Genomic DNA, 24,996 nt, shown 5'->3' with positions numbered 1-24,996 from the left:
ACCCCTTCCGATGTCTCTGATGCCCCGCCGCCGTCTTCCCACCTGGCTACGCCCCCGCTGGCTGACCCGACTTGGGGAGAGCTGCCTGATCGGTGGTCAGGCCATGGCGGCTCTAGCTCAGGGCCGGGTGGGCATCAACGATCTAATGGCCGAAATGATGGAGGCCGGGCCTGGCAGCTTCCTGATCGTGATCATCACGGGCCTAGCCGCCGGCACTGTGTTCAACATTCAGGTGGCAGCTGAGCTCACCAACCAGGGGGCCGGCGCCACCGTGGGCGGCATTTTGGCCCTAGGCCTCTCACGGGAGATCGCCCCGATCCTCACGGCCACATTGGTCACGGGCAAGGTGGCCACGGCCTATGCCGCGCAGCTGGGCACCATGAAGGTGACCGAGCAGATCGATGCGATCACCATGCTGCGCACCGATCCGGTGCAGTACTTGGTGGTGCCCAGGGTGCTGGCGATGTTGATCATGACGCCGGTGCAATGCCTGGTGTTCTTCGCCGTGGCGGTGTGGTCGGGACAGGTGAGCAGCACGATGATCTACCAGATCCCGCCCGCTGTGTTCTGGAACTCCGTGCGCACCTGGATGGAGCCATCGGATCTCCCGGCGATGCTGCTCAAGGCTGTGGTGTTCGGCCTGCAGATCGCCGTGATCTCCTGCGGCTGGGGCCTCACTACCCGTGGTGGCCCCAAGGAAGTGGGCACCAGCACCACAGGGGCTGTTGTGATGATTCTGGTCACCGTGTCGTTGGTCGATGTGGTGCTCACCCAGCTGCTCTTCGGCGAATGACCTCCTCCCAAACCCCGCAGCCCGATCCTGATCAAGGCGTGATCCTGGCGCCGCGCATTTGGCTGCCCCTGGCGGTGATCGCGCTGGGCGTAGCAGCCCTTCTGCTCACGGTCTGGCTAGCGCTGGTGGTGAGTCTGTTTGGGCTGTTTCTGCTGATTCAGAGCCAGATCCTGCGCCTTCAGTTCACCACCGATGCGCTGCTGGTGTGGCGAGGCGCCACGGTGCTGCGCCGCTTCCCCTACAGCGAATGGCTGACTTGGTCGCTGTTCTGGGGCCCGGTGCCGGTGCTGTTCTATTTCCGTGAACAGCGCAGCATTCACTTTCTGCCTGTGTTGTTTGATGCCACCAGCCTGCGCGAAGAGCTCAACCGCCACGTGAGCGCCCCGTGATGACTGACCACACCCCAAACCCATCGCCGAGCCCAGCTGCCGCTGCCGCCGCCGCCGCCGCCGAGCAGGCCAGCTGGCAAAGCCTGGCCCTACGCGAACTTGAGCAGCAGCGCCAAGCGCTGGAAGCGGAGATCAGCGAGCTGAGCAGCCGCCGCGATCAACTCCAGAAGGAGATCAACAGCAGCTTCGCTGGCCAATCCGATTCGATTGCGCGGCGGGTGAAGGGCTTCCAGGACTATCTGGTGGGTGCTCTTCAGGAGCTGGCCGTATCGGCCGAGCAAATGGAGCTGGTGGTGCAACCGCTCGTGGTGCAGCCCTCGCCGCTTGATCTGGAAGCCGCGACGAAGGCAGCCACGGAGGCTGCTCCTGTTGCCGCCGCTGGAGCTGCCGCTGCTGCGGGGTTGTTCAGTGCCGATGAAGCCCTGATCCGGGAGCAGCTGCAGAGCTTTCAGGGCCAGCCCGATTTCTATGCTGACCCCTGGAAGCTGCGCCGCAGCCTGGAAACATCGGGCGCCGCCCTACTCGATGACTGGTTCCTGAGCCAAGGCGGCCGCGGCGCCCAGCCCAGCAGCGGCAGCCGCAACCGCAACGCCCTGATCACCGCGGCAGCCGTCTCGATCCTTGGGGATCTCTACGGCGAGCGTTTCCAAACCCTGGTGCTGGCGAGCAGCCCCGAACGGCTGGGTGAGTGGCGCCGCGGCCTGCAGGACTGCCTGGGCCTCAGCCGCGAAGACTTCGGCCCCAACAGCGGCATTGTGCTGTTCGAGCGGCCCGATGCCCTGATCGAACGAGCCGATCGGCTCGAAGAACGCGGTGAGCTGCCCTTCATCGTGGTGGATGCGGCCGAACCGGCCGTGGAGATCCCGATCCTTCAATTCCCCGTGTGGCTGGCCTTTGCCGGCAGCCCCACCGAACTGGCCCTCGAGGACGACCTGCTTTGAATCCGCTGCTGCAAACACCCCTGTTCTGCCTCTTGGCGGGCTACTTGCTGGGCTCGATCCCCAGTGGCTATCTGGCGGGCCGCTGGCTCAAGGGTGTCGACATCCGCAGCCTGGGCTCCGGCTCCACTGGCGCCACCAATGTGCTGCGCCAGATCGGCAAAGCCCCGGCCCTGGTGGTGTTTCTTGTCGATGTGCTCAAGGGAACCGCGGCGGTGCGGCTGGCCATGGCTCTGTTGCTGGGCAGCACGCCCCAAAGCGAGTGGTGGGTGGTGGCCGCGGGCCTGGCGGCCCTGGCCGGTCACATCTGGCCGGTATGGCTGGGCTGGCGAGGTGGCAAGGCAGTGGCCACCGGCCTGGGCATGCTGCTTGGACTGGCCTGGCCGGTGGGATTGGCGTGCTTCGGCATCTTCATGGCCGTGATCGCCCTATTCCGGATCGTGTCGCTCTCGAGCGTGATCGCGGCCCTCTGCCTACCGGTGCTGATGTGGGGCGGAGGCGGCGGTGCCGCTGATCTCAGCATCGCCATCGTGGCCATGCTGCTGGTGCTCTTCCGCCACCGCAGCAACATTCAGCGCCTGCTGGCCGGCACCGAACCACGCATCGGCCAGAAGGCCAGCTGAAGCTCAGGCCAGCTGACGGCTGCGCTCAGCCGCAGCCAACACCGCTTCCATTAAGGCCGCTCGCAGGCCGCCACTCTCAAGCGCCCTGATCCCAGCGATGGTGGTGCCGCCAGGGCTGCTCACCATGTCTTTGAGCTGGGCGGGGTGAAGCTGCTGCTCGTGCAGCAAAGCGGCGGTGCCGGCCAGGGTGCGCTGGGCGAGGTAGTGGGCTTGCTGGCGCGGCAGGCCAGCAGCCACGGCCCCATCCGCCATGGCCTCCGCCACCAGGGCCACAAAGGCTGGCCCTGAAGAGGTGAGGGCCAGAAACGCATCCAGCTGCATCTCAGGCAGCTCGAGCACCTCGCCCACCTGAGCGAACAGCCGCTGCACCCAAGCCTGCTGATCAGGCGGCACGCCCGCACCCCAGGCTAACCCCGTCAGTCCTGCACGCACCAGACAGGGGGTATTGGGCACCGCCCGCACGATCAGATGCCCCGGGAAGAGGCGCTGCAGCCTGGCCACAGGCACTCCTGCTAACACCGAGATCAGCAGCGGCGTTGGCTGATCCCGGGCCGGCAGCACAGCAGCTGCAGCCACTGCCTCCAGCTGCTGCGGCTTCACCGCCAGCAGCACCACCTCTGAGCTCCAGGCTGCAGCGGCATCGCGACCCACCTGCAGATCGGGGCGCAGCTCGCGAAGCCGCTGCGCCGAGGCCTCACTGGCCACCACAGCGTGCACGCCACCCACCGGCACCAGTGCACTCTCCAGGAGCGGAAACAGCAAAGCCTGAGCCATGCGGCCCAGGCCGATCACCCCGAAGGTGGTGGGGGAGAAGCTGATCAAAGGGGCGAAAACGCTCAGCCGACGCTAGCGCCGTAGGTCTCGCGGCCCCAGGCAGGAGCGGGAGCCGCCTCGGGCTCCTGGCTCACTTCACGGGACACCACCGTGGAGGCTGAAGGCTCCTCCGTGGCGGCGGACGTCACGGTGACGCAGCTGGGCGCGAACAGGAAGATGCTCTCACCCACACGCTCCTGGTGACCATCGATGGCGAAGGTGCCACCGGCGACAAAATCCACGGCGCGCTGAGCCTGATCAGGCTCCATCATCGTGAGGTTGAGGATCACGGTTTTGCGCTCGCGCAGTGCCTGGATGGCGCGAGGCATTTCATCGAAGCTGCGAGGCTCCATCAGGGTCACTTCAGCAGCCGAGGAGGCGATTCCTGGCATGCCGATCACGTTGCTGCCCGCGAAGGGGTCAACGCTGTCGAAATCGCTGGTGAGGGCTAGGGCCCCGGAGGGGGCGGTGCTTCCGGTTTCCGGCGCATCACCGTGGTCGTAGTCGAGCTCGTCGTCGTAGCCGTCGAGGTAGTCGTCACCAGAGACAACTGCACGCAGGCGGGAGAGCAACGACACCGTGAATCCTCAGACTAGGCACTGAACCTAGATAGCGTCCCATGCCGGCGCTGACAAGGGTTTCGGGCCGAAGAGCGCCGAGCCGATCCGCACCCAGCTGCTACCGGCCGCCGCGGCCTCGCGCCAATCGCCGCTCATGCCCATCGAGAGCTGCTCCAACCCAAGCTCCCTAGCTAGAGCCGCACAGTCTTCAAACAGGCTCTGGCGCTGGGCTTCTTCCATCCCCAGAGGCGCCATGGTCATCAGCCCCATCCACTGCAGTGCTGGCAGCGCCTGCAGCTCCGGCCAGGCCTGGCGCAGCTCGGCAGCAGCGAAACCACCCTTGCTGGGATCGGGGCGCAGCTTCACCTGCAGAAACACTCGTGGGCTTACCCTCTCCTCCGCCGCGATGCGCGCGACCCGCTGGGCCAGGGCCACAGAATCGATCGAATGCACCCAGGCGAACTGCTTGAGCACCGGCCGCACCTTGTTGGCCTGCAGGCGGCCGATGAAATGCCAATCAAGCCCGGGTAGATCCACCAATTCCGCCTGCTTGGCGCTGGCCTCCTGCAAGCGGCTCTCCCCGAAACTGCGCTGGCCCAGGGCCGCCAGCTCACGAATCGCGTCTACCGGATGGCCTTTGCTCACCGCCAGCAGTTGGGTGGCGGGCGGCAACTGGGCGCGAATGGCCTCCAGACGCTCTGCCGCTGACTCAGGCACGGCGAACGATCAAATAAACGTTTTATCGAACAGCTGCCGCCAACGGGCATGCACCTCCCCGCCTTCGCGGCGGGCACGCGCCAGATTCTGCTCAGCTAGATGACGGGCATCCATGAGTGGGATCACCTCAAATTGCGCCCCCCGATCCTGCAGGGTGACCAGAAAAAACATGCGCTGGGCATAGAGCGTCGCGTAGAGATCGCGACCCTCACCCGCCTCCGCCACGCGGTAAAGCAAGCCGAAGGTGGGGTGGTTGAGATAACGCTCTGTGCTCACGCAGCGTTGACGCCGTCTGCAGCGACGACGACTAAATCAGAGGTCACCGTACCTCCACCGCAAACCAAGCAACACCAGCAAGCCGAGCGCCGCACTCGCCTGCAGGGTCCGGCGGGGCAGCGGATCGCGCAGCAGCTGCGCTGGAGCGATCCAGCGGCCGCCGCGAGCCAGGAGCGCCTCAGCCCCTTGATCAGCCCGCAGCAGCACGTTGGCAAGCAAACGCTCACCCAGGGCGAGCACCAAGGCCAATGAGCCCTGGAGCCCCAGCTGACGCAGATTCACCGAGCGCGTGGCCACGGAGCGCAGCAAGTTCTGAAACTCCTCTTGCACCAGTGGAAGGAAACGCAAGGCGAGCAACAGCGTGAAGCCCAAACGCTCCACAGGCACCCCTAACGGCCTCATCGGTGCCAGGCACCAGCTCAATCCCCACACCAGGGCCTCCGGCGGCGTGGTGAGCAGCAGCAGGTTGGCGCTGTGAATCACTGTGAACAGCAGGGTGGCGCTGTTGAGGCCGAGCTCCGCCGAGCGGCGCGTGATCACCAACGGCCCCAGGGGCACAGGCCCGAGTTGAACGGGCCCCCAGCGCAGCAGCTCCCAGCTGCGCCCAAGATCTTCTGGGGCGACACGCAGCTCTTGAGGTGAGCGATTCAACGGCGCCGGCGGAGCGCCACCGGCGGGCAGGAAGGTGGCCAGCACCCCCACCAACAGCGAGAGGGCAAACAGCAGCGGCAGGGTGCGACGCCAGATCCGCCAGGGCAAACCGCTCAGGGCGGTGACCAAGAGCAGCAGCCCCACCAATGCCAGACGCCACCAGGGCCCGGCCAGGATTGGCGTCAGCAGGAAGGCCACGGTCCAGGCCAGCTTCAGGCGCGGATCGAGATCCCGCAGCCAGCTACCGGTGCCATCGACGTATTGGCCGATGGGGATCTGCCGCAACCAATCCATCAGTGCTGCAGAGGCTTAGCGGCCGCGGGCCTGCTGCTTCGCCAAATCGCGCTCGGCATCGCGCTGCTGCTTACCACGCCAAAACAGCTTGAGCGGTGATCCTTCAAAACCCAGCCCTTCACGGATCTGCCGTTCCACATAGCGACGGTAGGTGTCGCCGAAGAGCTTCGGGTCGTTCACAAACAGGGTGAAGCTCGGCGGGCGGGTCGCCACCTGGGTTCCGTAGTAGATCCGCCCTTGACGGCCACCGCGACTGGTGGGCGGTGAGCGCCAGCTCACGGCCTCCTGCAGCACCTCATTCACCACCGAGGTGCTGACGCGGCGGCGGTGCTGCTCCACCGCGACTGCAGCAATCGCAAAGATGCTCTGCACCCGCTGGCCGCTCAGGGCCGAGGTGAACAGCATCGGCGCCCAATCAAGGAAGTAGAGCTTGGCGCGCAACTCCTTTTCCATCGACGGCATGGTGTGGGAATCCTTCTCAATCGCATCCCATTTGTTCACCACCAGCACGCAGGCACGGCCGTCTTCCTCGATGCGACCCGCCAGGCGCTGATCCTGCTCGGTAACGCCGTCGAGGGCATCGATCACCAGCACACACACATCAGAGCGCTCAATCGCTTTAAAACTGCGATTGATTCCAAAAAATTCAGGGCCGTAATTCACCGAGCGCTTGCGGCGAATACCAGCGGTATCGAGGATCTTCCAGGTGTGCCCCTCCCGCTCGATCGTGGTGTCGATTGTGTCGCGAGTTGTGCCACGAATCGGGCTCACAATCGCGCGCTTCTCACCACAAATGGCATTGAGCAAACTGGATTTACCCACATTCGGCCGGCCCACGATGGCCAGCTGAATCGGCTCCTCACCGGTGAGCTCCTCGGTGGGTGGCAGGTGATCAACCAGCTGATCAAGCAGGTCACCGGTGCCGGCACCATGGATGGCAGAAATCGGATGGGGCTCCCCCAGGCCGAGACTCCAAAATTCAGCCGCCATGGAGAGGCCTGCCTCGGGCGACTCGCACTTATTCACCGCCAGGAGCACCGGCACGTTGTGGCCGCGCAGCCAATCAGCGATCGCTTCATCCGCCGCCGTCAGCCCCTGCTGACCATCGGCAATCACCACGGCCACGGATGCTTCCGAGAGGGCAAGATTCGCCTGCTCACGGATCTCCGGCAGAAATTCGCTGTCGTCGTCGAACACCAGCCCGCCGGTATCCACCACGCGGAAATGGCGATCACGCCAATAGCCATCTTGATAGGTGCGATCCCGAGTCACACCGGGTTCGTCGTGAACGATCGCTTCGCGGCTCTTGCAGAGGCGGTTGACCAGGGTGGATTTGCCCACATTGGGGCGGCCAATGATGGCGACGACCGGCAGAGCCAAGCGGGTATCACAACAACTGTCGTCCTTTGACCCTACAGGCCGGTGGAAGCCGAAATCTTTCCAAGGGTCGCAGTGAGCGACACCGCGAGTCTCGCTAAGAGACGGGTGTGATGAGCCCCGCCCCAGCGGCGGCCTGCCCCCCATGGTGGAACTGATCGCCTCGATCGTGGTCGACCTCTCCGACCAGAAGCTCTATGTGTACAACCCCAATCAGGAGCTCGTGCGCACGGTGCTGGTGAGCACCGGCAAAGCCTCGAGCCCGACACCCACCGGCAGCGCCCAGGTGTTCACCAAACACCGCAGCGTCACCATGCGCGGCCGCACCTACGTGGCCCCGAATGTGCCCTGGACCATGTGCATCACTGAAAACGAAATGATCTGCATGCATGGCGCCCCCTGGCAGGAAGAGGCGGGGCAGCGTTTTGGTGTGGCACGCAGCAGCGGCTGCATCCGTATCCCCAGCCCCCATGCCCGCTGGCTGTTTGAAAACACCCCCGTCGGAACACCGGTCACGATCCAGGTGTGAAAACGCTCAGCTGATCGGCAGATCGCCCGGGTGGCCCGTCACCGGATCAGCCGGCTGCGCTTGCAGCTCCGGCAGCAGGCCGCGCTCTGGCAGCGGTTCCCCACGCTGGGCTAGATGAGCCAGCAGCCAGTTCACCGCCGTAGCGCGGCGGGTACGGCGGGGATAGAGCTCGCCGATCCGGTAGCCGCCAAAGCCCAGCTGCTCCTTGAGCAGCTGCTTGTGCTCCTTGGGGATGGAGCGGGTGAGCGCCACGGCGGGCGGGCGCTCGGCAATGAACTGCGGCGCGATCGGGAATGACTCCCGCCAGCTGGCCTCCGTGGCCGGGCCCGCGCTCCAGGTGCCAGAACCGTCGCGCTCGTAACCCAGGCGCGGCCAAATCAGTTCACACACGAAGCGATCGCTGGTGCGGTCTGCCAGCACCGCTTCGAGCAGCTCACGGCTCAAAGGGAAGGGAACGGGCGCAGTGGCGGCTTCAGCGGAAGACAACGACCTGGGGTCCGACAATCGGATCACCATGATCACCGCAGCACCTTCCAGCTCTGCCCCCCTGCAGCTCAGCGGCCGCGGCAGTCCCCGCACTCTGCGCTGCAGGGTGCTGCAATCGCCCCTAGCCGGAGTGAGCGACCGCATCTTCCGCAGCCTGGTGCGGCGCTGGGCGCCCGATGCACTGCTGTTTACCGAGATGGTGAATGCCACGAGCCTCGAGCTGGGCCACGGCCTGATCAAAGTGGAGGAGCTCGCCAGCGAGCCAGGGCCGATCGGCGTGCAGCTGTTTGATTTCCGCCCGGCCGCCATGGCGGATGCAGCCCGCCGCGCCGAAGCCGCCGGTGCTTATTTGATCGACATCAACATGGGCTGCCCGGTGAAGAAGATCGCCAAAAAGGGTGGCGGCAGTGGCCTGATCCGTGATCCCCACCTGGCTGCAGAGATCGTGGCGGCGGTGGCCACAGCCGTGCGCATCCCGGTCACCGTGAAAACACGATTGGGCTGGTGCGGCACCAGCCTCGATCCGGTGGGCTGGTGCCGTGAGCTCGAGAGCGCCGGCGCCCAGCTGCTCACCCTGCATGGCCGCACCCGTGAGCAGGGCTTCAAGGGCCCCGCCGACTGGGATGCCATTGCCGCCGTGAAACAGGCACTCACGATCCCAGTGATCGCCAATGGCGATGTGAACAGCCCGGCTGATGCCCTGGCCTGCCTGGCCCACACCGGCGCCGATGGCGTGATGGTGGGCCGCGGCACCATGGGCGCCCCCTGGCTGGTGGGACAGATCGATGCCGCCCTCAGTGGCCGTGCGATCCCCCCCACCCCTGGCCCCCGCGAGCGAATCCAGCTGGCCTCAGAGCAGCTGAGCGCGCTGGTGGCAGCCCGAGGAGATCACGGCCTGCTGATCGCGCGGAAACACATGAGCTGGACTTGCACCGGCTTCAGCGGTGCACCGCAATTACGCCACGCCCTGATGCGCGCCCCTACCCCTGCTGCAGCCCTAGCGTTGATGGAGAAAGCCTCGGCCCAGCTCGATGAACGCGGAGCTCTGGCTCCCATGGCTGCTGCTCCTCTGGCCCCTGTGGCTGAGCCGGCGACCTGAAGCACGCTCCCCCTTGTGGATGCGCCGCAGCCTGCTGGTGCTGCTCATCTTGCTGAACCTGCACTACCTGCAATGGCGGCTCCTGCAGAGCCTCAACCTCAGCACCCACTTAGCGGCAGCCCTGAGCGTGCTGCTGCTATTCGCCGAGGCCTGGCTCCTGCTTAGCGGCCTACTTCCGCTTCTTCTGGCCTGGCGACGCTTCAGCGATGGCAGCCCAGAAGCCGATGCAGCCCAGGCCATCTGGCAAGCCAGCAACTGGCGGCCTCAGGTGGATGTGCTGATCCCCACCTGCGGTGAACCCCTGCCTGTGCTGGAGCGCTGCCTGCGAGCCTGCAGCCAAATGCGCTATCCGCACCGCCACCTGTGGGTGCTCGATGACACCGGCCGCCCGGAGGTGGTTGCCCTGGCGGCTCGCTACAACTGCGGCTACCACCACCGGCCGGAGCGGCGGCACGCCAAGGCGGGCAACCTCAATGCCGGTCTGGCCCTGTGCCGCGGCGAGCTGGTGGCCGTGTTCGATGCCGACTTCGTGCCGCAGGAGCACTTCCTGGATCGCACCATCGGCCTGCTGCTCGATCCGCAGGTGGCGCTGGTGCAAACGCCCCAACATTTCCTCAATGCTGATCCGGTGATGCGCAACTTGGCGATGGAGGCCTGGTTGCTGCCGGATGAGGAGAGCTTCTATCGCTGGATCGAACCGGTGCGCAGTGCCTGGGATGCCGTGGTGTGCGCCGGCACCAGCTTCCTGGTGCGCCGCAGCGCCCTCGATGAGGTGGGCGGCTTTGTGGAGCAGGCGATCTCGGAAGATCTGGTCACGGGCATGGCACTGGCCTCCCGCGGCTGGAAGCTGCGGTATCTCGGCGAAAAGCTCAGTGCCGGCCTTGCGGCAGAAACGATGCTCGATTTCGTGCGCCAGCGGCAACGCTGGGCCTCCGGCACCCTCCAGGCCCTGCGGTTGCGCCAGGGCCCGCTGCGGCTACCAGGGCTGCACTGGAGCCAGCGCCTGGCCTATCTCGAGGGAGCGCTGCACTGGTTCAACACCGTGCCGCGGCTGTTGCTGCTGCTGATGCCGCTGAGCATTGGTCTACTGGGCGTGTTGCCCGTGCTGCTCACGGACGACGCCGTGCTGGGCAAGCTGTTGCCCCTCTGGATCGGGCTGCTGCTCAGCACAGGCTGGCTTAATCGCGGCAGCCGCCATGCTCTCCTGGCCGACCTACCGGGCTGGGCCTTGGCCGTGCCGCTGGCCAGCACGGTGCTAGCCAGCCTGTGGGGGCGGGTGCAGCCGTTTCGCATCACCCCCAAACACCGCATGCAGGGTGACGGCGGCATCGCGCCCGTGCTGGCGCTGCCGCTGCTGGTGCTCCTGGCGCTCAACGGTCTCAACTTGGCCTTGATCCTCCGCCATCTGAGCGCTGGCAGCGCTGCGGCCAGCGGCTGGCTGGGCCTCGGGTGGGGCGGGCTCACCCTGCTGGGCCTGCTGGTCGCGCTGCGGGCCTGCCTAGATCCAGCGACCAGCGATCCAAGCCCCTGGCTGGCCCTGCCGCTACAGGCACGGCTCTATGGACGCACACCAGCCGGGCTGCCGTTGGAGCTTGCCGCAGCGATCAGCGCCATCAGTGAAACCGGTGTGACCTTGCACGAGCCCGCGGCACTGCCAGCGGGCTTTCGCGCTGAGTGGCTGGCGCTTCACGTTCCAGGAGAGATGGAGCTGCCCGATCTACCCGTGAAGACTCAACCGGCCCACCGCGCCATCCATCTGGCCTGGGTCTGGAGCAGGGAGAGTGCCGCATCCCGTGAGAGATTCCTCGGCTGGCTTTACGGCCGCCCCAAAGCCTGGCCGCAACGTCAGGCGCCACCGGAATGGCGTGCCCTACTGGCTTTGCTGGGGCGGCTCATCAACCCAATGCCCCCGCACCAGCGCCAGAGCCTGGTGCCGCAGCAGCTGGCAGAGCCGAAGGGTCCGGGCAAACCCGATTGGTGAAATCGCAGCGGTAAATCGCCGGCTTCTGCCAGCTGAGCGGAATCTCGAGCAGATCACGACTGCCCGTGATCGCCTGCACCGCCAGCAGCACCATGATCAAAATGTTGCTGGCCACATGCAGGCGGCGCCAGCGCAGATGGCGGCTGATTTCGGGACGGGCAGCCAGGTTCATCAGAAACAGCCCGGGGAGCAGCACACCACTCCAATAATGAGAACCCCAGAACGCCAGGCTGAAGGGATCATCGGAGAGGCGCCAGATCTCAGGCTGGCTCCCCAACCCCAGCAGGCCGGCCCAGGTGAGCAATGTGAAACTGGCCCGTAGCACCGGTCGCTTCACCTGGAGCAGGGCCAACAGCGCCACCAACGTGCCTGCCGCCACCAGCATCAACATCGCCAGCCGCGAAGCGCCTCCGATGAAGGCAGCTCCAGGCTCAACCGCCTTGCTAACGAAGGAATACACCAGGGCGATCAACACTGCCACCACAACCCCCGCCGTGAGCCAGCGGCCGTGGTCGGCGTGTTCGCGCGGCACGGGTGCCGGCTGCTTGGTGATGCCCAGGCGTTTCTCACGCACCAGGATCCCCAGGCGAATGGTGGCCCCCACCACGGGATACACAAACAGGATCACCAGCACCGGGTGGAGCAGGGAGAACCAGTCGATCGCGGTCACTGCAAGGGCTCCTTCAAGGCAACACCGCCGGCCAGCCCTGGCGGATCAACAACAATGAAAAGTAGGGCTGCTCCGCCGGGCTGACCATCACCGCCGGCTCAACCAACTGATCGGGCCAGCCCACACGCTGGGCAAACAGCGCCTGATCAAGCAGGCCCCGAGCCAGCAGCAGCGGCTGCACCCAGCTCCAGCGGTGCCCCAGTTTCAGCAGCGCCAACACAGTGCCAGCAGCAGAGGCCTGGGCCAGCAAGGTCTCCAACGCAGCGGGGGTCTCAGGGGTAGGCCGGATCAGCAGCGGCTCCTGCTGCAAGGCCAATGGCCAAGGGTGGCCCTGGCTGGAGGCCGCGGCAGCGGCCGCACTCACTGCACTGATCCCCGGGATCACCCGCACAGGCACAGGCGGATCACGCTGCGCGAGGGCTAACAGCACATAGGAGCAGCTGGCGTAAAGGGAGCTATCGCCCTCACACAGCAGCACCACCGACAGCCCCGCCGACAGCTCTTGGGCCAGGGCCTCCGCTGCTGCATGCCAGGCCTGCCGGCGGGGCTCCGCCTCAGCCACCATCGGGAACAGCAGCGGTAGCCGGCGTTGCTGCGGGCCAATCCAAGGGGCCGCGATGCGGGCGGCCATCCCTTCAGCATCCAGGCGCGCCACGGGGTAAGCCACCACTGCAGCGGCTTCGATCGCCTGCACCGCCGCCACGGTGAGCAACTGCGGATCTCCGGGGCCAACACCCACCAAGGTGAGCTGGCCGGCCAACTGAGCTGATGCCGGGTGGTGATCCAAGCAACACTTAGGGCGTGATGCCGCCTTTCTAGGGTGGTGGGGTGCGCGGCATGACCCGATGAGTCATCTGCAGATTTTTCAAGCCAGCGGCAGCCACCATCCGCTGCCTGTGTTCGCCAGCAACGACCCGGCCCTGATCACTGCGGAGTTGTCCGAGCGCGGCATCGGCTTCGAGCGCTGGCCAGCCCACGCTGAGCTACCCGCCGGCGCTGGCCCCGACACCGTGCTGCAGGCCTACGCCGCAGAGATCCAGCGGGTGCAGGCCCGCGGCAGCTACCCCACCGTGGATGCGATCCGGATGACGCCGGACCACCCCGATCGCGAAGCTCTGCGCCAGAAGTTTCTGGCTGAACACACCCACAGCGAAGACGAAGTGCGCTTCTTCGTGGAAGGCCAGGGCCTGTTCTGCCTGCACATCGGCGAGGAGGTGCTTCAGGTGCGCTGTGAATCGGGCGATTGGATCAGCGTGCCGGCCGGCACCAAGCACTGGTTCGACATGGGCAGCGCCCCGCAGTTCTGCGCCATCCGCTTCTTCGACAACGCCGAGGGCTGGGTGGCCCAGTTCACCGGGGATGCCATCGCCGAGCACTACCCGCTGCTGAGCTAGGCGCCCAGCTGCACCCCAACCGAGTGCATGCGCACGGCGTCGGCCTGGATCAGCTGCCCTGTAAGCGCCTGCACTTCCAACGCCGCCAGCTCCTGGAGCCGCGCCACCGTGGCCTCACGGCCGAAGCGCTCTTCGCACAGACACCAATAGAGGCCGAAGTGGCGGGCTTCGCTGGCTAGCAGCTCGCCATAGAGCGCCCGCAGCTCAGGGTCGGGGCTATGGGCAGCCAGCAGCGCCATGCGCTCATGGCTGCGCGCCTCGATCAGGCCCGCCACCAAAAAGGAATCGAGCATCCGCTCCGGCTCGCCTTTGCGCACCGAGGCCGTCAACGTGGCGCCATAGGCCGGTGCCGGCAGGGGGCGCAGAGCAATCCCGCGGCGCTGAAGCAGCTGCAGCACCAGCTCGAAATGCTCCAGCTCCTCGCGGGCTAGCGGGCTCAAGGCCGCCCCCAGCGCTTCATCGGAGGGATAGCGGAACATCAGCTGCAGGGCCACGCCCGCCGCCTTGCGCTCGCAGTGGGCGTGGTCAATCAACACCAGATCGGGGCGGGCACTGGCCTGCTCCAGCCAGGTAGCGCTGCTTGCCGCGGCCAGCCACTTCACCCGGGCGGTTGGGTTCTCCAGCAGGGCCGTCACGCCGCCCCCTCTTGGCGCAGCCGCTGCACCAGACCCTGCAGGGCCAGGCCATAACTGGCGGCCCCGAAGCCACAGATCACACCCAGGGCCTTGTCAGCCAAGACGGAGTGATGCCGGAAGGGCTCGCGGGCATGGACGTTGCTCAAATGCAGCTCCACATAGGGGATGGCCACCCCCAGCAGGGCATCCCGCAGGGCGATGGAGGTGTGGGTGAAGGCGCCGGCGTTGATCAAGATGCCGTCGGCGTGGCCGCGGGCCGCATGGATGCGATCCACCAGAACACCCTCGTGGTTGCTCTGGAAGCAGTCGAGCTGCGCGCCAAGACCTGCAGCCTGGCGGTCAAGCTCCGCCTCAATCGCCTCAAGCGTGTCGGCCCCATAAAGCCCAGGCTCACGCAGCCCAAGCAGATTGAGATTCGGCCCATTCAGCAGCAGCACCCGCATCGCCAGCGCCGTTGATCCGGCCTCCACTACCTGAAGCGTAGGCAGGCAAAGCAGGGGCAGACCCGCCGGCTGGTAAGTTCTTGGGGTGTGGTTCGGGTCGGTGCCCGAGTGGTTAATGGGGGCGGACTGTAAATCCGCTGGCTCTGCCTACGTTGGTTCAAATCCAACCCGGCCCACCTTCCACATGCCCTTGTAGCTCAGCGGTAGAGCACTCCCTTGGTAAGGGAGAGGTCACGAGTTCAAGTCTCGTCAAGGGCTTTAAAAATCCATCAAAAACAATTGCTTTTTGCTGGATTGAGAGCATGATCTCCTCATTGGAGCATCTCTCCCGCTGGATGAACGCATCACCCCCAGCGAACCAACACACCCTCCACTGCCTGATCGTGGAAGACCAGGTGATGTTCCTTCAGCTGCTGCGCTCGATGCTGGAGGCCATCCCTGGCCTCGAGGTGCGCGCCACAGCAACCAGCCAGGCCGAGGCCATCGCGCTTTGCCGCGCCGATGAACCGCCAGAGCTCTTAATCCTGGATCTGAGCCTGCCCGATGGCGACGGCCTGGAGGTGGCGCACACCCTGGCCGAGCACCGCCCAGACGCCAAGGTGGTGGTGCTCTCCGGCCAAGCCAGAAGCTTTGTCTGCCCGGCGCCGTTGCGTCCATTGATCGTGGGGGTGGTCGACAAGACCGCCGCCTTCAGCCAACTGCAAGCCGTGCTGGAGAGCTGGCTGCCCCAGCCCAACGCGCCGCTCACCCCACGCCAACAGGAGATTTATGGCCTGATCGGCCAGGGGCTGAGCAACAAGGAGATCGCCAGAGCCACTGCGCTCTCGATCGCCACGGTGGAAACCCACCGCAAGGCCATCGCCCAGAAGCTGGGCATGAGCGGAGCGGAGCTGGTGCGGCAAGCCTCGCTGCTGGGCCGCCTGAACCAGGAGCATCTGAGGAGTTCTGATTAATGCGGTCCGTCCCGCGCATCCAGCTGCCCAAACGGCTCGCCAATCGCCTGGCGCTGGTGAGCACCCTGCAACTGCTGCTAGTCACTGGTGGGTTCAGCCTCCTCAGCTACAGCCTGGGACGCCGCAGCGGCCTGGAGATCAGCGAGGTCTACCGCCAGAACGCCTCCGTCGTGGATCTCTCGATCCGCCTATCCAAAAAACTCAGCTATCCGATCTGGATCAACAATCTCAACCTCAACTGGCTGCGCAGCGATCCCAGCCGCGAACGCGATGTGAGTGCCATCAGTGAGCGGTTTTGGCACCAGATGCAGGTGTTTCCGGTGGACTACATCAACATCGGCAATGCCGATGGCTCCTTCGTAGGGATGGAGCGCACGGCCGAGGGCGAGCTGCTGCTCAATGAAGACACCCCCCGCAGCGGGCGCGGCTCGATGGCCATCTACGCCATGACCACCACAGGGCAACGCGGCGCGCTGCTGGAGCGCATTCCCGGGATGACAGCCAGCCACGAAGAGGCCTGGTATGCCGACACCGTGAAAGCCGGCAATGCCAGCTGGAGCTCGATCTATGCCTGGGAAGACCAGCCTGAGGTGTTCTCGATCTCCTACAACGCGCCCCTCTACGCAGCGAACCGCAGCCTGCAGGGCGTGGTGGGGGTGGACATGGTGCTCAGCAACATGAGCACCTGGCTGAAGGGGGTGTGGAAGCAACGCCAAGGCTTAGCCGTGATCGTGGAGCCCAACGGCGATCTCGTGGCCTCGTCCCGCCCTGAGCTCACCCTCACGCGCCGCAACGACAGCGTGCTGCGCTCCAACCTGCAGACCCTCAGCAATCCGCTAACCCAAGCGCTGCAGCGGTCGTTCTTCAGCCGGTCTGCCAAGGGCGCCTTGCAACTGCAGACCAGCAATCGCCGCGGAAGGGCTCGCCCCGTACGACTGAACGTTGAAGGGCAGACGTACACCCTCCAAGCCAGCCCCTGGGGAGAAGAAGAAGGTCTCAACTGGATCCTGCTCACGGCCCTGGCCGCCGATCCAAGCAACAGCGCCGCCGAGCGCAGCAGCCAGCTGGCCCTGATCGCGGCCGCCTTAGCCCTGGCTGGTTCAGTGGTGCTGATCAACCGGCAGATCCGTGGCCTGCTCGATCCGCTCGGCCAACTTGAAACAGCTTCCCGCCAGCTGGGTGCCGCACTGGCAGGCCCCGATGGCAACGCCAGCGGTGATCTCCTCTTCAGCAGCGGACTAAGCCACAACGCAGGCGAAGAACTGATGGCCCTCGATGGCGCCATCGCCGAGCTGGTGGAGCGCTACAACACGCTGACCCGCAACCTGCGAGAAGCCCAGGAGCGCGAACGCTTCCGCGACGCCCAAACACTCGCGCTGCTCAAAGACAAATTGCGCAGCAGCCTGCAGGCCGCAGCAGTGGCCCATGAGATCAATCAACCCCTGAGCGTGCTCCTGCTCAACAGCCAGCTCTTGCTCGAGCGCAGCCGCAAAGCGAATGCACCAGAGCTGCCGTCAACGTGGCAGCAGCAACTGCAGAGCATCCGCCAGGAAGCTGATCGCGTGGTGCTCACGATCGAGAAGATGCGCGCGCTGCTGCGCAATGTGCAAACCGAACACCAGCGCCTCGATCTGCGCGAGGTTGCCCAGAGCGCACTGCTCTATGCCCGCTCGGGCGGGCCGCTCACGCGCCTAGAGGTGGACAGCACCGAGCTCGAGCGCAACCCAACACCAGCCTGGATCGAAGGCGATCCGGTGCAAATCCAGATCGCCATCGTGAATCTGCTGCGCAACGCCGCCGAAGCCCTGGCCGAGAGCAACGTGAACGATCCCTGGATCGCCATCAGCCTGGCCAACAGCGACGAGCAGTGGTGCCTCGCCGTGGCCGATAACGGCCCAGGACTGCCTCCCCAAGCTCTCGACGACACCCCCCTGCAAACCACCAAAGCCACGGGCAGCGGCCTTGGCTTATTCGTTGTGCGCACCACGATGGAGAACCATCAAGGCCGACTGGAGTGCGGCGTAAGCGAGCGGGGCGGAGCCTTGCTGCAGCTGTGGTTTCACGCCCTACCCACCACTGGGGATTGAGCTCGAGCACCCAGCCCATGCACATTCGGCATAAGCCCGCGTGCTGGTCATGGCCGACATCCTGTTTGACGGCTTGCCTGTGCTCGATCTGCTGGAGATCACCCCCAGCACGAGCACCGTGGCGCAGATCACTCAGCGCGACCAGAGCTCGATTTCGCGCATCTATAGGCAAGTCAGCCGCCGGCTTGGACTGGAATTCCGCAAACACACCGACGGCCGCTATCGCGCCGGCTCCAATCAGGCACTGCTCGAGGGGCTGCGCCTGTCATCGCAATGGTTACGCCTGCAGAACGATCCAGCCGAGCCGCGCTGGCTGGCCTGCGGCCACGCCGGCCAAGTGATGGCGACCCATCAACCGACCGTGGTGCAGTGCTGCGGAGATCCGCAACGGCTGGAGAGCCTGATTCGTGAGCGCGTGCTCGATCTGGTGGTCCTCACCAAAGCGGAACCGTCACCAGCCAACTCCGCGACCGCCTGGATAGAGCTGCCCCTGCTGCGCCATCCAGGCGGTGTGGATGTGATCGCTCTGCGCACCGATCTGCAGGAGCAGCCCGTGCTGCAGGAGCTGATCACCACGATCCGCCGCCACTACCGCCAGCATCTACAGCAGCACCAAAATCTGGAATGGTTGGGCTGAGCCCGGTTTCACAGCAGCTCTCCACCTCGATTGCCGCCATGCGGCAGCCCATCAGCGCTGGGGAAAGCCGCCCGCGCCGTTGGCGCCTCGAGCAGCTGGAGCGCCTGGAGCGCGCCATCGCCGCGCGGCGCGATGCGGTGCTCGAGGCCTTGGCCGCCGATCTGGGGAAGCCCCCCGTGGAGGCCTATTTCGAACTGGTGGCGGTGCAGCAAGAAATCCAGCTGGTGCGCAACCGCCTGCGCCGCTGGATGGCACCCCGGCGGGTGGGGCTACCGGTTTTTCTGCAACCCGGACAGGCGGAGGTGATCAGCGAGCCCTTGGGCTGTGTGCTGGTGATCGGGCCATGGAACTACCCCTTTCTGCTCAGCTTGCAACCGCTGGTGAGCGCCCTGGCCGCAGGCAACAGCGTGGTGCTCAAACCGTCTGAGCATGCGCCGGCCACCAGCAGGCTGATCGCAGAACTGATCAACGCCGCCTTCCCCGGCAGCATCGCCCAGGTGGTGGAAGGCGATGGCCGTGTGGCCGCAGTGTTGTTGCAAGAGCGTTTTGATCACATCTTCTTCACCGGCGGCGAGCGCATCGGCCGCCTGGTGATGCAGGCCGCTGCCGACCACCTCACACCGGTCACCCTGGAGCTTGGGGGCAAGAGCCCAGCGGTGGTGCTGGGTGATAGCGATCTGGAGGTCACAGCCCGCCGGCTGATCTGGGGCAAGTGCCTCAACAGCGGTCAAACCTGCATTGCACCCGACTATCTACTGGTGGAGCGGGGAGTGGAACAGCCGCTTCTGGAGCACCTGCAAGCCCGGATCCACACCTGCTTTGGCGAGGAACCTCTGCACTCGCCCGATCTGGGCAACATCGTGAATGAGGCTCAGTTTCAGCGGCTGGATGGCCTGCTCGAGGGCGCCCGCAGCCGCGGCCAGCTGATCTGCGGCGGCCAGAGCGATCCGAGCCGCAGAAGGATCTCCCCCACCCTGATCCGGGTTGAGAGCCTCGACGACCCCCTGATGCAGGAGGAACTCTTCGGCCCGCTGCTGCCGGTGCTCAGCGTGGATGATTTGAATCAGGCCATCGCCCTGATCAACCAGCGCCCCAAACCGCTGGCGCTGTATCTGTTCACGAAACAGCAGCAGGCCCAGCGCCAGATCCTCGAGCGCACCAGCTCGGGCGGGGTGTGCTTCAACGATGTGGTGATGCAGGTAGGCGTGCCCGATCTGCCCTTCGGCGGTGTGGGCCCGAGCGGCATGGGCAGCTACCACGGCGAAGCGGGCTTCCGCACCTTTTCCCATCAGCGCAGCGTGCTCCGGCGTCCTTTCAAGCTGGATGTGCCCTTCCGCTACCCCCCCTATGGGGACAAGCTGCCCCTGGTGCGGCGCCTGCTGGGCTGAGCCCCACGCCGCACAAAACGATTGCCAGGCCTTATCAAAGGGGGGCTAGCGCACCCGGCTGGGGCCCGTATGGTGCCACCAGTCGAAAGCCCATGCCCCCATGCGCCGCCGCTCTGCTGCTCTGCTTGCTCTCGCCCTGATGCTGCCCCTGCCGGGCCGGGCTGGGGAGGTGGTGGTGAAGCCCGGTGAAACGCTGTCTGAAATCGCCGAGCGCTACGGCACATCCGTACAGCGGCTGATGCAGCTCAACGGTCTGCGCAGTCCGCAGGATCTCTGGGCCGGCAGCCGTATCCAAGTGCCCGGTGCTGGCGGTAGCAATGCAGGCAGCGGTAACTACACCGTGAAACCCGGCGAAACGCTGTCTGAAATCGCCGAGCGCTATGGCACATCTGTGCAGCGGCTGATGCAGCTCAACGGCCTGCGCAGCGCTCAGGATCTCTGGGCCGGCAGCCGCATCCAGGTGCCCGGAGCTGGTAGTGCACGCGCCAGCACCGGAGCACGCACCACCACGGTGAATGCCAACTACACCGTGAAACAAGGTGAAACCCTCTCGGAACTAGCCGAGCGCTATGGCACCAGCGTGCAGCGCCTGATGGAGCTCAACAATCTGCGCAGCGCTCAGGATCTCTGGGCCGGCAGCCGCATCCAGGTGCCGGTGACCCGCACAGCCGCGGCGCCCAAGCCCAAACCGGCCGTGAACAAAAACGCCACCCAACACAAGGTGCAAAGCGGCGAAACCCTCTCGGTGATCGCCCAGCGCTATGGCGTGTCGATGCAGAACCTGATCGCCATCAACAACATCAGCAACCCCAACCAGGTGGAGGTGGGGCAAACCCTCAAGCTGCGGGGAACACCGAAGCCCGTGGCCAAGCCAGCGCCCAAACCCGCCGCCAAGCCCCAGACCGTGGCGGCGAAACCGGCTGCCAAACCAGCCGCCCAGCCGGTAGCAGCCAAACCTGCCGTGCAACCAGCCGCTGCCAAGCCGGCGGTTCAACCGGTGGCCGCCAAGCCTGAGCCCAAGCCGGAACCCACGCCAGCTCCAGCCGCCGTAGCGGCCGCACAACCCCAGCCCAAACCAGAAGCCAAACCCGAGCCCAAACCCGAACCGAAACCGGCGGCTCAACCCGTGGCCGCCAAGCCCGCCGCCAAGCCGGCCAGCACAGCCAAACCCGGCAAACCCGCCTCACCCGACTGGCGCAACTACGGCCCCCTTCAGGTGGACTGGGCCAACTGGCAACCCATGGGCGGCAGTTACGTAGCCCCGAGCCTGAACAGCGACGGCCAGCCCCTCTACCTGGCGATCAATTGCGGTGCCAAGCGGCTGAATGCCACCGGCCAATCGGGCACCTGGAAAACCTGGGATGCCCCCCAGAGCGACTTCGAGCGCAAGCTGATCAGCGACCTTTGCACTGCCAAGGGCGGCTGATCAGGACCCTCAGGCCGCCAGCCGCAGCCGCCAGGGCTGCTGCAGAAAGCGGCGACCGGCGGGCCTGAGCCAGAGGCGCTGGCTGCCGTCGTCGCTTTCGGCGATCAGATCTTCCTGGACCAGCCGGCGGGCCAGCCAGCGCCAGCGCTCCACCTCCTCACCTTCGGCCTGGGCCAAATCCTCGCCGAGGCTGCGGAGGTCGACGCCGCCGCGCTGCTCAAGCACCGCCAGCACCTCTGCAGCCTGCTGCGACCAGTCCCGCAGGGCCGGTTGAACACTGCAGCGATCGCAGCGCCCGCAGGGCGGCACCAGCTCTCCCACCGTCAGCAGCAGCGCCTGCTCGCGGCAGCCAGGTCCTTCCGCCACCGCCTCCATACGCCGCAATTGCTGCTGGGCCAGCTCCACCCGCTGACGCTCCTGGGGATTGGTCACATCGTCCGCGGAGGCGCGAATGGCCCAGGCCAGGCTGGTGCGGTCATCGGGGTCAAAGAGCACCAGGCAACAGGCCGGCAATCCATCCCTGCCAGCACGGCCGGATTCCTGCAGATAGCCCTCGGCACTGGCCGGCAGATCGAGGTGCAGCACCAGCCCCACATCCGGGCGATCCACCCCCATACCAAAAGCCACCGTGGCCACCAGCACCGGCGCCGCATGCTCCTGGAAGTGGGCCAACGCCAGGGCACGGCTCTCGGGGTCCATGCCGGCGTGATAAGCGATGGCCTCCACCCCAGCCTCACTGAGCCGCTTGGCCCAGCTCTCCACCGAACGGCGGGTGCGGGCGTAGATCAACTTGGCCCCACGCGCTGCAGCCAGAGCTTCGAGCACCTGAGGCATCGGGTCAGCCGGTCGGCGCCGCATCGCATAAGAGAGGTTGTCGCGCCGAGCGGAGCGCACCTGGATCAGGGGTCGCCGCAACTCCAACAACCGAATCAAATCGGCACGCACCCGCGGCGCAGCGGTGGCGCTGAGCGCCACCAGCGGCACCCCCGGGCAAAGGCGCCGCAGCTGCCCAAGGCGGCGGTAGTCGGGCCGGAAGTCGTGCCCCCATGCGCTGATGCAGTGGGCCTCATCAATGGCCACCCCCACCAGCTGGCCCTGGTCATTGATGTCTTCCAGGAGCTGGCGGGTGGCCTCCACCTGTAGCCGCTCGGGGGCCAGATAAATCAACCGCAGCCGATTGCTGCGCACCCGGGCAATCAAATCGCGCCGCCGCGCCGGATCCAGGCCGCGGTGCAGGCAGGCAGCCGGGATACCGCGGCGCTGCAGATGCTGCACCTGATCTTCCATCAACGCAACCAGCGGTGAGATCACCAGCACCAGACCGCCGCGCACCAACGCGGGGAGCTGATAGCAAAGCGATTTGCCGGCGCCAGTGGGCAGCACAGCCAGGCAATCGCGGCCCGAGAGCATCGCCTCCACCACCGGCCGCTGGCCAGGCCGGAAACTGCTCCAGCCGAAATGCTGCTCAAGGGACTGGGCCAGAGGATCTGCCATCACGCCAGCCTCAACCGGGCTGGGCCATCACCGGAATTGCCGGGGCCTCCAGTTGATCGGGCGCCTCCTCCACCAGCTGCAAGCGCACGCGCTTGCCGCCAGCCAACTCACCGAGAGACACGCGCATGGTGTTGCCGCTCAGGCTCTGCAGCGCCGTGAGCAGCTCGCGTAGATGGGGCGTGCTGCTACCGCTCTCCACCCACAGCCGCTCCTGCAAGCCGTTGAGCCGTCGCCAGCTGGTGTGCAGCTTCAGCACCGCCGATTCCAGCGCCTGGGCCTGCCCCACGGCATCGGCCAACAGACCGAGGGCATCGAGGCGCAGGGCCTCCTGCATGGCTTTATCCAGATCGAGCTCGCCCTGCTGGAAAGCCCGCACCGCCAGCCCCGCCTCCGCTGCCTTGCTCAACCAGCGCGCTGTGCTGGTCACGTCCTTCACACGCTCGAGCTCAGGCTCATCGCGCAGCACCTTGCGCAGATCCTCCTGCTGCTCATCCGGCAATTTGGCCAGCTCCTTCACCAGTGGAGCCACTGCACGCGGCGGCAGAAGGTTTTCGGCGGTGCGCTGGCGGATCTCTTCCGGCAGCAGCGGGCTGGTGGCCGCCGTGAATTCGTCAGTGAGCTGACGCACCTGCTTGCGGGTGATCTGCTGGCCGTCGTTGGCTGCCTCACCAATCATTAGCTGCACTTCCGGGTCGGCCTGGGCCGTATCCATGAAGGCGCGCTTGGAAAAGTTGTTCACGCTGGTTTCCTCCAGCACGCCCTCGCCCAACATCTGATCGGCCGACTCCGCCAGCTGGATCAGGGCATAGGCACGGGTTTTGCTGATCTCCTGCTCTCTGAGCCACTGCAGAAAGCCGGCCCCACGGCCCTCACCACCACGACGCTCGCGATCCCGCACCGCACGCAGGATCCGGCCCCGCCAGATCTCGGTCTGCAGATCAAAGCGATCGCAGATGGCCCAGGCCTCCTCGATGCGGGCCAGGAACTCCATCGAGCTGATGGTTTCGCTCTCAGGATCCGGCAGATCGAGGCTGAAGGAAGGGGCCTCGGCCATTGGGATGCGCTCAGTGAAGGTCGATGGTGCCACGTTTCGTGACGGCCGATGAGAACACCCGCCCAGCGCGGGTACATTCCGTCTGACAGCCACCCTTTCTTTGCGCAGCGATGGCCATCTCCCGCGGCGACAAAGTGCGCATCAAGCGTCCTGAGTCCTACTGGTTCAACGAAGTCGGCACCGTTGCCTCGATCGACACCTCCGGCATCCGCTACCCGGTGGTGGTGCGCTTCGAGAAGGTGAATTACAACGGCGTGAGCGGCTCCGAAGGCGGCATCAACACCAACAACTTCGCGGAAAGCGAACTCGACAAAGCCTGAGTTCACTCCTGAGCCCCTCAATGCTCACTGCGTCCCCGGCCTGCTTACAGGTCGGGGATTTGTTTTGTGCCTGGCGTGGCAGCCTGTGGCCCTGACATCGATGGCTGCGCGTGCCTGAACTGCCTGAAGTTGAGACGGTGCGGCGGGGGCTTGAGCTCCAGGTGGTGGGCTTTGAGATCGCGCGGGTGGAGGTGCTTCGGGCCCGTGCGATCGCGTCCCCACCGCTGCCGGAGCTGTTCTGCAGCGCCCTCGAAGGCTGCCGAGTGAAGGCCTGGCTGCGGCGGGGCAAATATCTGATGGCCCAGCTGGAACGCGACAACAGCGATGGCGGCTATTGGGGTGTGCACCTACGCATGACCGGTCAATTCCTCTGGATGAGCCAGCCTCAGGAGCCCTGCCGTCACACCCGGGTGCGCTTCTGGAATCTGCAGGAGCAGGAGCTGCGCTTTGTGGATACCCGTAGCTTCGGAGAGATGTGGTGGGTCCCCCCGGGCGAGAGGCCTGAAACGGTGATAACCGGCCTGCAAAAACTGGGGCCCGAACCCTTCAGCCCCGCCTTTAACCCCACTTACCTGGCCGAGCGGCTGGCTGGCTCCAAGCGTCCGATCAAAACAGCACTGCTCGATCAAGGGCTGGTGGCTGGCGTGGGCAACATCTACGCCGATGAATCGCTGTTCATGAGCCGGATCAGCCCGCACATCCCCTGCAACCGACTCCGCCCTCCACAACTCGAACGACTGCACGCCGCCGTGGTGGAGGTTCTCACCACCAGCATTGGCGCCGGCGGCACCACCTTTAGCGACTTCCGCGATCTCACCGGCACCAACGGCAACTACGGCCATGCGGCATGGGTGTACCGCCGCAGCGGTGAGCCCTGCAGGGTCTGCGGCAGCCCTATCCAGCGCGACAAACTGTCGGGCCGCAGCAGCCACTGGTGCCCCAACTGCCAGGGTGGGTGAAGCCCATTGC

The 24,996-nt window shown here is 65.7% G+C and carries 28 protein-coding genes and 2 tRNA genes; 17 read left to right on the top strand and 13 right to left on the bottom strand.

The window, feature by feature from the left end; all coding sequences use genetic code 11:
- The first annotated feature begins 19 nt into the window (after positions 1-19).
- Genes KJJ24_RS13895 through plsY form a run of 4 tightly spaced genes read left to right on the top strand, consistent with a single transcriptional unit; the run spans position 20 to position 2,743 of the window.
- Positions 20-793 carry an ABC transporter permease gene (locus KJJ24_RS13895; protein ID WP_214343736.1) on the top strand — a complete coding sequence of 258 codons (774 nt, stop codon included), beginning with the start codon at positions 20-22 and terminating at the stop codon, positions 791-793.
- Positions 790-1,182, top strand: coding sequence for a DUF3119 family protein (locus tag KJJ24_RS13890; RefSeq protein ID WP_214339606.1), 393 nt, complete (start codon positions 790-792; stop codon positions 1,180-1,182). The genes KJJ24_RS13895 and KJJ24_RS13890 overlap by 4 nt, the downstream gene beginning before the upstream one ends.
- Positions 1,182-2,123, top strand: a complete 942-nt coding sequence (locus KJJ24_RS13885) for a DUF3086 domain-containing protein (protein WP_214339604.1) — start codon at positions 1,182-1,184, stop codon at positions 2,121-2,123. The genes KJJ24_RS13890 and KJJ24_RS13885 overlap by 1 nt, the downstream gene beginning before the upstream one ends.
- Positions 2,120-2,743, top strand: a complete 624-nt coding sequence (gene plsY / locus KJJ24_RS13880; RefSeq protein ID WP_214339602.1) for a glycerol-3-phosphate 1-O-acyltransferase PlsY — start codon at positions 2,120-2,122, stop codon at positions 2,741-2,743. Before KJJ24_RS13885 ends, plsY begins: the two co-directional genes overlap by 4 nt.
- 3 nt (positions 2,744-2,746) lie before the next feature.
- Here plsY and proC read toward each other — a convergent pair whose 3' ends face one another.
- The 6 genes from proC to der all read right to left on the bottom strand — a co-directional run bounded on the left by proC (position 2,747) and on the right by der (position 7,434).
- Positions 2,747-3,517 (bottom strand): pyrroline-5-carboxylate reductase, encoded by a 771-nt coding sequence (gene proC, locus KJJ24_RS13875; RefSeq protein WP_250545036.1) that lies wholly within the window; start codon positions 3,515-3,517, stop codon positions 2,747-2,749.
- A gap of 62 nt (positions 3,518-3,579) precedes the next feature.
- Complete coding sequence (locus KJJ24_RS13870) at positions 3,580-4,134, bottom strand: cell division protein SepF (protein ID WP_214339598.1); 555 nt, start codon at positions 4,132-4,134, stop codon at positions 3,580-3,582.
- 27 nt (positions 4,135-4,161) lie between these two features.
- Positions 4,162-4,833 carry a YggS family pyridoxal phosphate-dependent enzyme gene (locus KJJ24_RS13865; RefSeq protein WP_214339596.1) on the bottom strand — a complete coding sequence of 224 codons (672 nt, stop codon included), beginning with the start codon at positions 4,831-4,833 and terminating at the stop codon, positions 4,162-4,164.
- A 9-nt stretch (positions 4,834-4,842) separates the two neighbouring features.
- Positions 4,843-5,109 (bottom strand): PipX family protein, encoded by a 267-nt coding sequence (locus KJJ24_RS13860; protein ID WP_214339594.1) that lies wholly within the window; start codon positions 5,107-5,109, stop codon positions 4,843-4,845.
- Between the two features lie 36 nt (positions 5,110-5,145).
- A complete protein-coding gene (locus KJJ24_RS13855; protein WP_214339592.1) occupies positions 5,146-6,054 on the bottom strand; it encodes an energy-coupling factor transporter transmembrane protein EcfT in 909 nt (302 codons plus the stop codon).
- Between the two features lie 15 nt (positions 6,055-6,069).
- A complete protein-coding gene (gene der, locus KJJ24_RS13850; protein WP_214339590.1) occupies positions 6,070-7,434 on the bottom strand; it encodes a ribosome biogenesis GTPase Der in 1,365 nt (454 codons plus the stop codon).
- Between the two features lie 142 nt (positions 7,435-7,576).
- Here der and KJJ24_RS13845 point away from each other — a divergent pair, with 142 nt between their 5' ends.
- The gene (locus KJJ24_RS13845; RefSeq protein ID WP_214339587.1) at positions 7,577-7,960 is read left to right on the top strand and encodes a L,D-transpeptidase; all 384 of its coding nucleotides are present in this window, start codon (positions 7,577-7,579) and stop codon (positions 7,958-7,960) included.
- Positions 7,961-7,966: 6 nt separating this feature from the next.
- Here KJJ24_RS13845 and KJJ24_RS13840 read toward each other — a convergent pair whose 3' ends face one another.
- Positions 7,967-8,476 (bottom strand): DUF1823 family protein, encoded by a 510-nt coding sequence (locus KJJ24_RS13840; RefSeq protein ID WP_214339585.1) that lies wholly within the window; start codon positions 8,474-8,476, stop codon positions 7,967-7,969.
- Between KJJ24_RS13840 and dusB the strand changes: the two genes are divergently transcribed.
- Positions 8,475-9,545: a tRNA dihydrouridine synthase DusB gene (gene dusB, locus KJJ24_RS13835; protein WP_214339583.1), complete on the top strand. Its 1,071-nt coding sequence runs from the start codon at positions 8,475-8,477 to the stop codon at positions 9,543-9,545. The genes KJJ24_RS13840 and dusB overlap by 2 nt on opposite strands.
- Positions 9,478-11,526 (top strand): glycosyltransferase, encoded by a 2,049-nt coding sequence (locus tag KJJ24_RS13830; protein ID WP_214339581.1) that lies wholly within the window; start codon positions 9,478-9,480, stop codon positions 11,524-11,526. The genes dusB and KJJ24_RS13830 overlap by 68 nt, the downstream gene beginning before the upstream one ends.
- Here KJJ24_RS13830 and KJJ24_RS13825 read toward each other — a convergent pair.
- Positions 11,441-12,196: a DUF4079 domain-containing protein gene (locus KJJ24_RS13825; protein ID WP_214339579.1), complete on the bottom strand. Its 756-nt coding sequence runs from the start codon at positions 12,194-12,196 to the stop codon at positions 11,441-11,443. The genes KJJ24_RS13830 and KJJ24_RS13825 overlap by 86 nt on opposite strands.
- A 13-nt stretch (positions 12,197-12,209) precedes the next feature.
- Positions 12,210-12,935: an SAM-dependent methyltransferase gene (locus tag KJJ24_RS13820; protein WP_214343734.1), complete on the bottom strand. Its 726-nt coding sequence runs from the start codon at positions 12,933-12,935 to the stop codon at positions 12,210-12,212.
- 106 nt (positions 12,936-13,041) lie between these two features.
- Here KJJ24_RS13820 and KJJ24_RS13815 point away from each other — a divergent pair, with 106 nt between their 5' ends.
- Positions 13,042-13,590, top strand: coding sequence for an acireductone dioxygenase (locus KJJ24_RS13815; protein WP_214339577.1), 549 nt, complete (start codon positions 13,042-13,044; stop codon positions 13,588-13,590).
- On the opposite strand, the gene KJJ24_RS13810 is transcribed toward KJJ24_RS13815, so the two are convergent.
- On the bottom strand, positions 13,587-14,225 hold the full coding sequence (locus KJJ24_RS13810) for a tRNA-(ms[2]io[6]A)-hydroxylase (protein ID WP_214339575.1): 639 nt from the start codon (positions 14,223-14,225) through the stop codon (positions 13,587-13,589). The genes KJJ24_RS13815 and KJJ24_RS13810 overlap by 4 nt on opposite strands.
- Entirely contained in the window at positions 14,222-14,668 is a 447-nt protein-coding gene (gene aroQ / locus KJJ24_RS13805; protein WP_214343732.1) for a type II 3-dehydroquinate dehydratase, read from the bottom strand. Before aroQ ends, KJJ24_RS13810 begins: the two co-directional genes overlap by 4 nt.
- Before the next feature lie 94 nt (positions 14,669-14,762).
- Between aroQ and KJJ24_RS13800 the strand changes: the two genes are divergently transcribed.
- From KJJ24_RS13800 to KJJ24_RS13770, 7 genes are all read left to right on the top strand, one after another.
- Positions 14,763-14,844, top strand: a tRNA-Tyr gene (locus KJJ24_RS13800).
- A gap of 10 nt (positions 14,845-14,854) precedes the next feature.
- Positions 14,855-14,926 (top strand) — tRNA-Thr (locus KJJ24_RS13795).
- 44 nt (positions 14,927-14,970) lie between these two features.
- The gene (locus tag KJJ24_RS13790; protein ID WP_250544798.1) at positions 14,971-15,621 is read left to right on the top strand and encodes a response regulator transcription factor; all 651 of its coding nucleotides are present in this window, start codon (positions 14,971-14,973) and stop codon (positions 15,619-15,621) included.
- Positions 15,621-17,708: an ATP-binding protein gene (locus tag KJJ24_RS13785; RefSeq protein ID WP_214339573.1), complete on the top strand. Its 2,088-nt coding sequence runs from the start codon at positions 15,621-15,623 to the stop codon at positions 17,706-17,708. The genes KJJ24_RS13790 and KJJ24_RS13785 overlap by 1 nt, the downstream gene beginning before the upstream one ends.
- Positions 17,709-17,757: 49 nt before the next feature.
- Positions 17,758-18,345 (top strand): hypothetical protein, encoded by a 588-nt coding sequence (locus KJJ24_RS13780; RefSeq protein WP_214339571.1) that lies wholly within the window; start codon positions 17,758-17,760, stop codon positions 18,343-18,345.
- A gap of 38 nt (positions 18,346-18,383) precedes the next feature.
- Positions 18,384-19,733, top strand: a complete 1,350-nt coding sequence (locus tag KJJ24_RS13775; RefSeq protein WP_214339569.1) for an aldehyde dehydrogenase family protein — start codon at positions 18,384-18,386, stop codon at positions 19,731-19,733.
- A gap of 100 nt (positions 19,734-19,833) precedes the next feature.
- A complete protein-coding gene (locus KJJ24_RS13770; protein WP_214339568.1) occupies positions 19,834-21,159 on the top strand; it encodes a LysM peptidoglycan-binding domain-containing protein in 1,326 nt (441 codons plus the stop codon).
- 9 nt (positions 21,160-21,168) lie between these two features.
- Here the strand turns inward: KJJ24_RS13770 and KJJ24_RS13765 are convergent, their stop codons facing one another.
- Both KJJ24_RS13765 and KJJ24_RS13760 read right to left on the bottom strand, forming a co-directional pair.
- On the bottom strand, positions 21,169-22,653 hold the full coding sequence (locus KJJ24_RS13765) for an ATP-dependent DNA helicase RecQ (protein ID WP_214339566.1): 1,485 nt from the start codon (positions 22,651-22,653) through the stop codon (positions 21,169-21,171).
- A gap of 10 nt (positions 22,654-22,663) precedes the next feature.
- Positions 22,664-23,707, bottom strand: coding sequence for a hypothetical protein (locus tag KJJ24_RS13760; RefSeq protein WP_214339564.1), 1,044 nt, complete (start codon positions 23,705-23,707; stop codon positions 22,664-22,666).
- Positions 23,708-23,817: 110 nt separating this feature from the next.
- Between KJJ24_RS13760 and KJJ24_RS13755 the strand changes: the two genes are divergently transcribed.
- Together KJJ24_RS13755 and KJJ24_RS13750 are read left to right on the top strand one after the other, a co-directional pair.
- Complete coding sequence (locus KJJ24_RS13755) at positions 23,818-24,027, top strand: photosystem I reaction center subunit IV (protein WP_214339562.1); 210 nt, start codon at positions 23,818-23,820, stop codon at positions 24,025-24,027.
- 110 nt (positions 24,028-24,137) lie between these two features.
- On the top strand, positions 24,138-24,986 hold the full coding sequence (locus KJJ24_RS13750) for a DNA-formamidopyrimidine glycosylase (protein WP_214339559.1): 849 nt from the start codon (positions 24,138-24,140) through the stop codon (positions 24,984-24,986).
- The last annotated feature ends 10 nt before the right edge of the window (positions 24,987-24,996 follow it).

The sequence above is a fragment of the Synechococcus sp. LA31 genome (genome assembly GCF_018502385.1).
In the GTDB taxonomy this organism is placed as follows: domain Bacteria; phylum Cyanobacteriota; class Cyanobacteriia; order PCC-6307; family Cyanobiaceae; genus Vulcanococcus.
Note: the sequence above shows the minus strand (reverse complement) of the source record. Positions and strands in the feature narration are given on the sequence as shown.

Excerpts from the sequence above, each read along its gene's own strand:
- KJJ24_RS13790 (WP_250544798.1), top strand. The coding sequence starts at position 14,971 with ATGATCTCCTCATTGGAGCATCTCTCCCGCTGGATGAACGCATCACCC.
- KJJ24_RS13770 (WP_214339568.1), top strand. The coding sequence starts at position 19,834 with ATGCGCCGCCGCTCTGCTGCTCTGCTTGCTCTCGCCCTGATGCTGCCC.
- KJJ24_RS13775 (WP_214339569.1), top strand. The coding sequence starts at position 18,384 with ATGCGGCAGCCCATCAGCGCTGGGGAAAGCCGCCCGCGCCGTTGGCGC.
- aroQ (WP_214343732.1), bottom strand. The coding sequence starts at position 14,668 with ATGCGGGTGCTGCTGCTGAATGGGCCGAATCTCAATCTGCTTGGGCTG.
- KJJ24_RS13885 (WP_214339604.1), top strand. The coding sequence starts at position 1,182 with ATGACTGACCACACCCCAAACCCATCGCCGAGCCCAGCTGCCGCTGCC.
- KJJ24_RS13895 (WP_214343736.1), top strand. The coding sequence starts at position 20 with ATGCCCCGCCGCCGTCTTCCCACCTGGCTACGCCCCCGCTGGCTGACC.
- KJJ24_RS13760 (WP_214339564.1), bottom strand. The coding sequence starts at position 23,707 with ATGGCCGAGGCCCCTTCCTTCAGCCTCGATCTGCCGGATCCTGAGAGC.
- KJJ24_RS13755 (WP_214339562.1), top strand. The coding sequence starts at position 23,818 with ATGGCCATCTCCCGCGGCGACAAAGTGCGCATCAAGCGTCCTGAGTCC.
- KJJ24_RS13830 (WP_214339581.1), top strand. The coding sequence starts at position 9,478 with ATGAACGCGGAGCTCTGGCTCCCATGGCTGCTGCTCCTCTGGCCCCTG.
- KJJ24_RS13840 (WP_214339585.1), bottom strand. The coding sequence starts at position 8,476 with ATGGTGATCCGATTGTCGGACCCCAGGTCGTTGTCTTCCGCTGAAGCC.
- dusB (WP_214339583.1), top strand. The coding sequence starts at position 8,475 with ATGATCACCGCAGCACCTTCCAGCTCTGCCCCCCTGCAGCTCAGCGGC.
- KJJ24_RS13890 (WP_214339606.1), top strand. The coding sequence starts at position 790 with ATGACCTCCTCCCAAACCCCGCAGCCCGATCCTGATCAAGGCGTGATC.
- KJJ24_RS13765 (WP_214339566.1), bottom strand. The coding sequence starts at position 22,653 with ATGGCAGATCCTCTGGCCCAGTCCCTTGAGCAGCATTTCGGCTGGAGC.
- KJJ24_RS13855 (WP_214339592.1), bottom strand. The coding sequence starts at position 6,054 with ATGGATTGGTTGCGGCAGATCCCCATCGGCCAATACGTCGATGGCACC.
- KJJ24_RS13785 (WP_214339573.1), top strand. The coding sequence starts at position 15,621 with ATGCGGTCCGTCCCGCGCATCCAGCTGCCCAAACGGCTCGCCAATCGC.
- KJJ24_RS13815 (WP_214339577.1), top strand. The coding sequence starts at position 13,042 with ATGAGTCATCTGCAGATTTTTCAAGCCAGCGGCAGCCACCATCCGCTG.
- KJJ24_RS13845 (WP_214339587.1), top strand. The coding sequence starts at position 7,577 with ATGGTGGAACTGATCGCCTCGATCGTGGTCGACCTCTCCGACCAGAAG.
- proC (WP_250545036.1), bottom strand. The coding sequence starts at position 3,517 with ATGGCTCAGGCTTTGCTGTTTCCGCTCCTGGAGAGTGCACTGGTGCCG.
- KJJ24_RS13780 (WP_214339571.1), top strand. The coding sequence starts at position 17,758 with ATGGCCGACATCCTGTTTGACGGCTTGCCTGTGCTCGATCTGCTGGAG.